10 protein-coding genes are annotated in these 9381 nt (G+C 71.0%); 2 read left to right on the forward strand and 8 right to left on the reverse strand.

From position 1 onward, the window contains the following. Nucleotides 1-22: 22 nt before the first annotated feature. From ACIRSS_RS09660 to ACIRSS_RS09680, 5 genes are read right to left on the reverse strand one after another with little or no spacing between them, the layout of a single operon-like run. Nucleotides 23-505 (reverse strand): aspartate/glutamate racemase family protein, encoded by a 483-nt coding sequence (locus tag ACIRSS_RS09660; RefSeq protein WP_400892703.1) that lies wholly within the window; start codon nt 503-505, stop codon nt 23-25. 49 nt (nt 506-554) lie between these two features. Continuing rightward, nucleotides 555-1214 (reverse strand): GntR family transcriptional regulator, encoded by a 660-nt coding sequence (locus ACIRSS_RS09665; protein WP_400892705.1) that lies wholly within the window; start codon nt 1212-1214, stop codon nt 555-557. A gap of 48 nt (nt 1215-1262) precedes the next feature. Beyond that, nucleotides 1263-2213, reverse strand: a complete 951-nt coding sequence (locus ACIRSS_RS09670; protein ID WP_400892707.1) for an ornithine cyclodeaminase family protein — start codon at nt 2211-2213, stop codon at nt 1263-1265. A gap of 27 nt (nt 2214-2240) precedes the next feature. Continuing rightward, nucleotides 2241-3149: an ABC transporter substrate-binding protein gene (locus ACIRSS_RS09675; protein ID WP_400892709.1), complete on the reverse strand. Its 909-nt coding sequence runs from the start codon at nt 3147-3149 to the stop codon at nt 2241-2243. Further along, nucleotides 3149-4603: an MFS transporter gene (locus ACIRSS_RS09680; RefSeq protein WP_400892711.1), complete on the reverse strand. Its 1455-nt coding sequence runs from the start codon at nt 4601-4603 to the stop codon at nt 3149-3151. The genes ACIRSS_RS09675 and ACIRSS_RS09680 overlap by 1 nt, the downstream gene beginning before the upstream one ends. Before the next feature lie 281 nt (nt 4604-4884). Here ACIRSS_RS09680 and ACIRSS_RS09685 point away from each other — a divergent pair, with 281 nt between their 5' ends. Then, nucleotides 4885-5799 (forward strand): ABC transporter substrate-binding protein, encoded by a 915-nt coding sequence (locus tag ACIRSS_RS09685; protein WP_400892713.1) that lies wholly within the window; start codon nt 4885-4887, stop codon nt 5797-5799. Between the two features lie 139 nt (nt 5800-5938). Here ACIRSS_RS09685 and ACIRSS_RS09690 read toward each other — a convergent pair whose 3' ends face one another. From ACIRSS_RS09690 to ACIRSS_RS09700, 3 genes are all read right to left on the reverse strand, one after another. Continuing rightward, complete coding sequence (locus tag ACIRSS_RS09690) at nt 5939-6787, reverse strand: acetylxylan esterase (RefSeq protein ID WP_400892715.1); 849 nt, start codon at nt 6785-6787, stop codon at nt 5939-5941. Nucleotides 6788-6800: 13 nt separating this feature from the next. Beyond that, nucleotides 6801-7340 carry a CHAP domain-containing protein gene (locus ACIRSS_RS09695; RefSeq protein WP_400892717.1) on the reverse strand — a complete coding sequence of 180 codons (540 nt, stop codon included), beginning with the start codon at nt 7338-7340 and terminating at the stop codon, nt 6801-6803. Between the two features lie 138 nt (nt 7341-7478). Beyond that, nucleotides 7479-8366, reverse strand: a complete 888-nt coding sequence (locus ACIRSS_RS09700; protein WP_400892719.1) for an XRE family transcriptional regulator — start codon at nt 8364-8366, stop codon at nt 7479-7481. A 130-nt stretch (nt 8367-8496) separates the two neighbouring features. Here ACIRSS_RS09700 and ACIRSS_RS09705 point away from each other — a divergent pair, with 130 nt between their 5' ends. Next, entirely contained in the window at nt 8497-9381 is an 885-nt protein-coding gene (locus tag ACIRSS_RS09705) for an XRE family transcriptional regulator (protein WP_400892721.1), read from the forward strand.

Raw genomic sequence — 9381 nt, forward strand, 5'->3', positions numbered from 1 at the left:
TCCAGCAGTGCGCGGGCTTGGGTCAGCAGGGGCTGCCCGGGCCGATCTCGAGGGTGCCGACCTCGAGGACCGGGAGGTCGGCGGCGCGCACCCCGACGCAGTTGGCCGCGACTCCGGCGGCGTGCAGGCTGTCCTGGATCTGCACGATCGCGCGGGGGAGGCTGGTCACCACGCCGAACCGCGGTCCGAGCATCAAGGCCACGTGGGCGGCGGCGTCGGTGATGTCCACGACCGGGACGTCGAGGAGCTCCCGGAACGCTTCCCGGCCGGGCTCGCCGAAGCCGGCCAGGACGACCGCGTCGTACGGCTCTTCGTAGCGGCGGACGACGTCGAGCATCGCGACCGACGCGAGCTGCCCGTCGAGGTAGCCTTCGGCCGAGGCGACGCCCCAGGTCGGCGCGATGGTGACGACGTCGGCCGCCGGAGCGGCGGCGCCGGCCGCCGCGTCGATCACCGCGGTGATCGATTCGCTGACGTTGCAGTTGACGACGAGCAGCCTGGTCACGATTTCTCCTCCGCCGGGTTTCGCTCCGCTGGGCCCGGCGCGGCCGGGACTATTCGCCGGGGTGATCGAGCTGCGACCGGTAGATCTGCTCGTCCTTGGCGATGTGTTCGTCCATGAGGTAGCCGGCCTGGATCGGCGAGCCGTTGAGGATCGCGGCGGCGATGGCCGCGTGGTCGGTCCAGGCCGAGTCGATCCGCTCCTCCAGATCGAGCTCGAAACCCCACGAAACCCGCTGCAGGACGCGATCGATCGCCAGCTGCAGCTGCTGGTTCCCCGACGCCCGGGCGACCAGCTCGTGGAACTCCATGATCAGCGGCGGCAGCGCGGTGACCTGGTGGGACCGCGCGGCTTCCCGGCCGCGGGCGACCACTGTCGCCAGCTCGTCGGCCGCGTCGCCGCCGCGCTGCTGGGCGGCCAGCCGCGCCGCCATCGTCTCGAGGGCTCGGCGCACCTGCATGAGTTCGAAGCTGTCGCGGAACGATCCGGCGGACACGGTCGCGCCGCGGTACGGGGTGAGCGTGACGAAGCCTTCGGTCTCCAGCCGGCGCAGCGCTTCCCGGACCGGGACCCGCGACACACCGTGTTCCTCGGCCAGCGCTTCTTCGAGCAGCCGCTCGCCGGACTTGTAGCGGCCGGCGATGATCGCCCGCCGCACCTCGTTGGCGATCACGTCCCGGTGTGGATCGCGGACCTTCCTGCTCCCGGCCATGCGCCGAGCCTACCGTCGCCGCGCGGCCGGGCACCGGTTCCGGGCCGGTCACCGCGTGGGGCTTTCGGTCGAGGCCAGCAGTGCCGTCACCGCGGCCAGGTCCTGGATCGGGAGGCCGACCGAGGTGAACACCGTGATCTGCCCGGGCGTCCGCTCGAAGGGGCGATCGAGCAGGACCTGCCCGAGCTCGAGCCGGAGGTCGTCGGCGGAGATCGCGCCGTCGGCGATGGCCCGGACGACGGCGCCGGATTCGGCGAGGGCGACGTCGAGCGCGTCGACGACGACCGTGGAGCGCCGCAGGACCTCCGAGTCGATCTCGCGGTGGTCGGGTCTGGGCGGCGACCCGACCACGTTGAGGTGCTGGCCGGGGCGCAGCCAGTCGCCGCGCACGATCGGCTCCCGGCTGGGCGTCAGGGTGCACACGATGTCGCTCGCCTCGACGACGGCGCGGACCTCTCGGGCGATCGTGCAGGGCAGGCCGAGCGACGCGGCTTCGGCGGCGAGCCGCTCGGCGTTCTCCGGCGTCCGGTTCCACACGACCACCTCGCCCAGCTCGCGCACCGCCGCGATGGCCCGCAGGTGGCTGCGGGCCTGCGCGCCCGCGCCGATCAGGCCGAGCACCCGCGCGTCGGGCCGGGCCAGCGCGCGGGTGGCGACCGCGGATGCCGCGGCCGTGCGCAACTGGGTGACGACCGCGCCCTGCAGCGTCGCGACGCACTCGCCGGTGTCGATCTTCATCGCGACGATGGTCGAGCGCTGGCGACCCCGGTCGTTGTCCGGGTTGTCGATCAGCAGCTTGAAGCAGACGAGGTCGCTGACCGTCGACGCGGCGAGCATCGGGATGATCACCGCTCGGCTGTCGGGGACGGCCAGCGGCAGGCGGGGCGGCTGGACGGCGCGGCCCGCGGCGAGCTCGATGTGCAGCTGCTCGACGACTTCGATGAGCTTGCCGAGATCGAGCGACTCCCCGACCGTCGCCGCGTCGAATGTGAACGTCACGGACGTCTCCTTTGACGAAGTGGTTGCTCAGACCGGCTTTTCCACGGCGTCCAGCGCGCGGGTGTCGACAATGGACTCGAACCGGACGCGTGCCGTGGTCAGCCCGGCGGTGTGCAGGATCGAGGTCCACCGTTCGACGGGCTCGGGGTCGAGCCGCACCCCGGCCCAGGTGCCGTTCCCGGCGATTTGCCCGGCCACGTCGGCCAGCACCGCCGGATCGGTCTCGGGCCATTCCTTTTCGAACAGCGGGGTGAGGTCGCCCGCGGCGCCGGAACGCAGCAGGCGCATCGCCTCGTCGATCGAGCGCACGAACGGCACCAGCCGGGGCAGCAGCTCGTCGATCCGCTCCCGCAGGACGTAGTAGACGCTGTTGGGCATCCGCCCGCCGGACTCCGCGTGCCGGAACACGATGTGGCCGGTGCCGGCCCGCACCAGCTCGGCCGCCGTGCCCAGGTCTGTGATGAAGGCGTCGCCGAGACCGGCGACGAACAGCTCGCGGAACATCTGCATCGACAGGTCGTGGACGAACCGGGCGTCGTACGGCTGCAGACCGGCTTCGCGCATCAGTCCGCGGGTGAACTCCCCGGGGGCACCGCCGCCCTGGCCCGGGGCGAGCACAGTCTTGCCCGGCAACCAGTCCAGCGTGAAGTCCGGGACCGGCTCGCGGGTCACCACGGCCATCGGGAACCGGTCGTTCAGCTGGGCGACCGCGACGAAGTCGCGTCCGTTCCCGGCGTACATCGCCGGGACCCACAGCCCGCCCAGTGCGACGTCGGCCGACCCGTCGGCGAGGTCGTGCATGACGCCGTCCCACGGGTTGCGCGGCCGGTAGGGCACGTTCAGGCCGTTGCGGGAGAAGACGCCGTGTTCGCGGGCGACGTACTCCGGCAGGTAGTTCACGCCGTGCGCGGTCGCGCTGACCGCCAGGGTTTCCATCAGGGGCGCCTTTCCTTGGTGAGGGGAGCGGTTTCCGTGCTCTCGTTGATGTCCTCCAGGGACCGGCCGAGTGTCTCGGGTGCGAAGCGGGCGGAGACGGCCAGGATCGTGTACATGGCGGCGATCATCAGGAACACGCCCGCCACTCCGGCGCGGTCGAAGGCGAACACGGCCGCGAACGGCATGAGCGCGCCGGCGACGTTGCCGACCCCGTTCACGGTCGAGCAGCCGAGCGCGCGGACCCGCGTCGGGTACAGCTCGGGTGACCAGAGGGCGAGCGTGGAGTTGAGGAACAGCGAGAAGAACTGGAAGATCGAGCCGAAGATCAGGATGCCGGCGGCGCCGTTCGCCAGTTCCGCGAAGGCGACGGCGGACAGGCAGCCGAGGACGCCCGCGATGACGACCGTGGTGCGCCGCGGCAGTTTCGCCGCGACGAGCGCGGCGGCCAGCGCGCCGAACATGCTGCCCGCGTACATGATCAGGGTGAAGATCAGGCTGCTGGACACCGAATAGCCCTTGGACACCAGCAGGGTGGGCAACAGGACCAGGAGCGTGACCTGCGCGCCGAAGGCCATCCACGACGCGACCCCGATCGCGACGGTCCGCTTGAGCAGCGGGCGCTTGAAGATCTCGACCGGCGACACGTGCGGCTGGACCTCCGCCGCGGAGCTCGTGTCGAGGAACGGGATGACCTCCGCGTCGGTGGGCCGTTTGCGGATGGTGTCCGACGCGAGGATCGTCAGCGCGCGGTTCGCCTCGTGGATGCGCCCGGAGTCGACCAGGAACCGCGGTGACTCGGGCAGGTACCGGCGGTAGACCACGACGAGCACGGCCGGGATCGCGAGGAAGCCGAGCAGCCACCGCCAGGAGAGCAGGTTGCCTCCGAGGACGTCGTTGAGCGGCCCGAGGACGACCACGAACAGCCCGTAGGCCGCGAAGTTGCCGATTCCGCCGGAGGCGAAGCCCATCGTGCCGACGGCGGTGCCCCGGCGTTTGGTCGCGACGATCTCCGATACGAGCGTGAGTCCGATGGTGAACTCGCCGCCGAGGCCGATGCCGACGATGAACCGGCTGATCAGCAGGACTTCGTAATTGGGGGCGAAGGCGCTGAGCAGGCCGCCGATGGTGTAGATCAGCAGGTTGAAGCTGAGGGAGAAGCGCCGGCCCTTCCGGTCGGCGAGGTAGCCGCCGACCAGCCGGCCGACGATGCCACCGACCACGGTGAGCGTGTTGATCGTGACGAGCTCGTCGTTCCCGATGCCCAGGGTTTCCTTGAGCATGGGGCCGATGGCCCCGGGGGCGTCCTGCTGCAGGGTGTCGAAGAACATGCCTGCCATCACCAGGCCCATGACCCACAGCTGGGCGCGGGTCAGCGGGATGGCATCGAGAGCATCGGCGACGGAGTGGTACCGGGCGCGTTGCGCAACCGGCTGGTGGGGAGCTGGATCTGACACGACCGTCCTCCTCGGATGGGCTGCGGCTCGCGCAGCGGAGAGGTGTGTGACGCACCTCATCCCCCGAAGTCTTTGTATACGACCTGCCGGGGCGGGTCAAGAGGTGCAGGCAGAGCGTAGCTCGCGTTGACGGCGGAAAACCCCCAGATCAGAGCTGTTACATCGTCTTAACGAAGGGTGGTAGCAGAGGTGTAGAGACTGCTGATCATGACGTTGCGCGTATACAATGTGAACGTCGCGCGGGCGGTGATCGGCTGCCCGAGGCTGGTCGAGGAGGACCGATGGATCGCATGCACGTGTCGGCGACGTCCCACTGGCCCAACTACCTGCCCGAGTACATCGCCCACGAGCACGGCTACTTCGCCGACGAGGGCCTGGATTTCGGACGCAGCGCGCCGCCGGACTGGACGAAAGTGCTCTCCGATCTCCACGACGGCACTTGCGCGGTGGCGCTCGGCGGGATCTGGGTCCCGGCCATGTACTACGGCCGCGGGCAGCACTACGTACCCTTCGCGGCGCTCAATTCGCGCAACCCGAAAGTGCTCGTGATGCGGGAGCCCGTCGAGGGCTTCACGTGGTCACTGCTGGAGAACAAGATCGTGCTGGCGCCGGGCGCGGGCGGGACCGCACCCTACGTCCACACGGCCGGTCTCATGCGCAGGTCCGGAGTGGACATGGCGACGGTGCGCTGGGTCCGCGACCTGAGCGGGCCGATGATGCTCGACCTCTTCCTGGGCGGCCACGGCGACGCGCTGGTGACCGACGCGATCAACGGCGCGCTGCTGGAGCGCGCCGGCACCGCGGCGATCGTCGCCCGGCACGACGTCGACGGCGGCCCGATGCCGAACAGCGTCTACTACGCGCTGCCGGAAACGCTCGAGAGCAGCGACGTGATCCGGCGTTTTTGCGTTGCGCTGCAACGGGCATACGACTGGCTCCGCGGAAACCCGGCGGTGGGCGTCGCCGGCCTGCTCGCCCGCGAGTGGCCGGACCTCGACACCGGCCACCTGATCGAGATCGTCGACGACCTTCGCGCGCGGGGCATCTGGGAGGACATCCGCATCGATCGCGGCGGCTACGAGGAATGGCGGCGGATCATGGTCGAGGACGGCCTCGTCAGCGCCGACGTGCCGTACGAGAAGCTGATCGACCCGCGCCCCGCTGACGCGGCGGTCGCGCAGGTCGCCGGCCGGTGAGAACCGACCGCGTTCGTGAAGACTTCAGGATCGAGGGGGATGCAGCTCTACGCCGCGATCACCACCCGGCAGCCGAACTCGGGGTGGGGTGCGAGCTCGGGCTCGTGACGGACGTAGCCGCCACGAGCCCGAGCTCGCACTATTCTGCGTCGGCTCGCTGGTTGCGGGCGAAATCCGACCACGCCGCCGTGTCCTGCTTCAGTGCCGGAGCCGGCCCGAAGAAGACGCCCTTCGCCGCCTGGTCGCCGGCCAGCTGGTACTGCAGCCAGGCGGTGATGGCGCCGATCAGGCGGTACCGGGTGTCGCCCTGCAGGAAGTGCGTCGCGCCGGCGAGCTGGCCGTAGACCGCCGGCACCTGGGTGGTCGCGGCGAACCTGGCCCGCACGTAGAACGCGGGGACGATGACGTCGGCCTGGCCCGAAACGTAGAAGGCGGGGCCGTGCAACGCCTTCTCCGCGCCCTGCGGCCCCGGCATGATCGGGATCGTCGTTTTCACCAGTGCGTCGGCGCCGGCCGCGATCGCGCCGCCGCCGCCCTGGGAGTGGCCCGCGGCCGCGATCGCGGTGGTGTCGATCCGGTCCCGGAAAGCGCTTCCCGGGCGGGTGTTCTCGGCGATCAGGTATCTCGCGCCGTCGAGCATCTCCTGACCGGAACCGGACTGGCCGGTGTTCGCCGCGGCGACCACGTAACCCCAGCTCGCCAGGTGGGTGAAGAGCACTTCGTACTGCTCGACGGTCGCCCCGGTGCCGTTGCCCCAGATCAGCACCGGGTGCCTGGCGGTGCTCGTGGTGATGTCGGCGGGGTAGTACAAGGTGTGGGCGGCGTCGCCGGCGGCTTTGACGGGCTGGTGCGCCCCGTCCTTCTCGTAGTCGCGGGCCGTGACCGCGGCGGCGGACGACGGCACGGCGACCGCGGACTGCGGAACCAAGGTGGCGGCCACGGCGAACGCCGCTGTCGCGAGCGCGAGCCTTCGGCTCAGAACAGGCACGTCGGCTCCCGGCTCAGTTGTAGAAGTGGATGTAGCGGAACGAGGACGTGCTGACGTCGTGGACGAGGTAGTGCCCGTCGCCGGTCCAGTTGTAGTCCTCGACGGTGATCGTGCCGCCGTGGACGCTGTCGACGACGGCGACGTGGCCGTAGGTGCCGTTGTCGGTCTGGGCGATGGCGCCCACGGTCGGGGTGTTGTCGACGCGGTAGCCGTGGTTGCGGGCGTTGTCGTCCCAGTACTTGGCGTCGCCGTAGTTGTTCGCGCTCCGGCCGTGTCGGGCGATGGTGAACGCAGCCCACGAGACGCACTCGCGGTTGTACATGTTCCAGTTGTCCACGACGGAGTCCTGGGGGACGTTGCGCCACTTCGAGGGGTAGATGTCGCCGATGGTGGTGGCGGTCGCCGCGGCCGGGACGGTGCCGAATTCGGCGGCCATGGACGTCGCTCGCGTGTCGTGGCCGCCCGCGGGGGCGGCGGTCGCGGGGGTGGTGCCGCTGATCGCGAAGGCGACGACGGCGGCGAAGGCAAGCAGGGCACGGGACGGTCGGCGCATGATGACGCCCTTTCTGACCGGGGAGTGGAGGCGCCGTGACGGTATGGCCATGATCGCTTCCGGCCCAGACCTTTGTGAACGACGCGGTGCCGGTGGCACGAACACCCAGGTCTACGTCGGGTGTTCACAGAATTGCCGTCACCATTGCCAGCCGGTGCCGTAAATGCCGGGGCGGACGTCGCGCAGCGCGAGCGTTGCCGCGTGGGTGCTCCCGGCCGACAACGGGCGGCCGGGGTGCTCGGGCCCGCCCAGCCCTCGCTGCTCGAACGACCGGACGCTCCGCGGCTTTCGCGAGCCGAAGCTCACCTGGCTGACGTATTCGGCGATCGGCCGGGTGAACCGGCGGTGGTAGTGGTCGATCGGCGGCCCTGGCGGGAAGCGGATCTCGTACTCCACCACGGTCACCTCGCCCAGCGCGAGCGGATGCGTGAGGCACAGCTCGCCGGCGACCATGCCGGTCGCCCGGTCCACGCAGACCCGCCCCGGCCGGGCCGCGCGGACGTAGTGGTAGCGGGGGTCGGCGGTCAAGGCGGAGTCGCCCTGGTAGTAGGTCATCAGCCGGTCCACGCCGTCGACGGCGGCCTCGGCGACCATCCGGACCTGCAGCGCGCGTTCGCCGCCGTGTTCGTCGAGCAGCATCCGGTCGTGGATGGACCAGAACGCCAGCTGCCCGTCCGGCGGGGGCTTCAGCTCATCGGCGAGAACCCGCAGCTGCGGCCACAGCCGGCGGCGCTCGATCCGGCAGGCCGGTTCGCCGAGCCAGCGGCCCCGGGGCGCCTTGGGCCCGAGCCGCGAGGTCAGCGTTCCGGGTTCGAGGCCGAGCACCGCCTCCAGGTGCGTGACGGCGACCATCGACGCCTCGCGTTCCGGCTGCGACCGGCCGCGCCGCCAGTAGGACAGCGCCGAGCGCGAGAGCCGCACCCCGCGGGCGGCGAGGTGGTGCTGGAGCCGGTCGAGGGACAGCCCGGCTTCGTCGATCGCGGCGTCCAGCGTGACCGCGAACGAGCTCGGCGACGGCCGATTCACCCGCTCAGCATGATCGGGAAGGAGTCGATCCGGAACCGACGAAAGTCCTGCTCATGGCCGCGCACGGGGACCGCGATTCCCGACGAACGGAGGTAGCCGGCCGACCAGCGGGGAGGCCACCGTGGGCGCCGTGCCCGCGTCTCGTGGATCGTTCGCCGACGCCCTGGACGCCGCGATCAGCGACGCCGGGCTGACTCTGGACCGCGTCCGCGAGCACCTGGCCGCGCGCGGGGTGTCGCTCTCGCGCAGCGCCCTGGTGTACTGGCGGATGGGGCGGTCGAAGCCCGAGCGGGAAGCCTCGCTGCGCGCGGTGGTCGAGCTCGAGCGCGTGCTCGGGCTGACCGTCGGCGCCCTGACGTCGTTGCTCGGGCCGCAGGAGCGGCCGGGCCTCCGGCGGGGGAGCCGGCCGCCGCTGCTGGAGCGGCGCCGGCTGTGGCCGTCGGTGCGGCCGACGGCTCTCGAATTCGAGCTCCCGCCCGAGGACGACGTCCGCCTGAGGTCGGTGCACGACGAGCTGGTCGTCGACGACGACCGCCAGGAACGTCTGCTGCGGGTGCGCGTGGTCGCCGAGGCCACGACGGACGGCGTCACCAGGATGCCGGTGTACTACCAGACCGAAGACATCCACCGGCCGCCGCCGCGCCTCGCCGCCGTGTTCTGCTGCCGCGCGGGCCGGGTCCGCCGGGACGCGGGCGGCGGCCTGCTGGTGGCCGAGCTGTACTTCGACCGGGAGCTGGCCGCCGGAGACGTCGCCGCCGTGGAGTACGAGCTGGTGTTCCCGCACGGCCGGCCGGTTCTCGGCTACCACCGCAGGCTGACCCGGCCGGCATCGATGTACACGTGTCAGGTGCAGTTCGGCCGGACCGTCCCGCGGAGCGTCGAACGTTTCCGGCGACGGGATCTGGCGGCACCGCGCCGCAAGGTGGAACGGCTGCACTTGACGGACAGCCGGGTCGTCGCCGTGGCGGCCCGGGATGTCGGCGCCGGGATCATCGGCGTCGAATGGGTGTGGTAG

This window comes from Amycolatopsis sp. NPDC101161, from assembly GCF_044768185.1.
Classification (GTDB): Bacteria; Actinomycetota; Actinomycetes; order Mycobacteriales; family Pseudonocardiaceae; genus Amycolatopsis.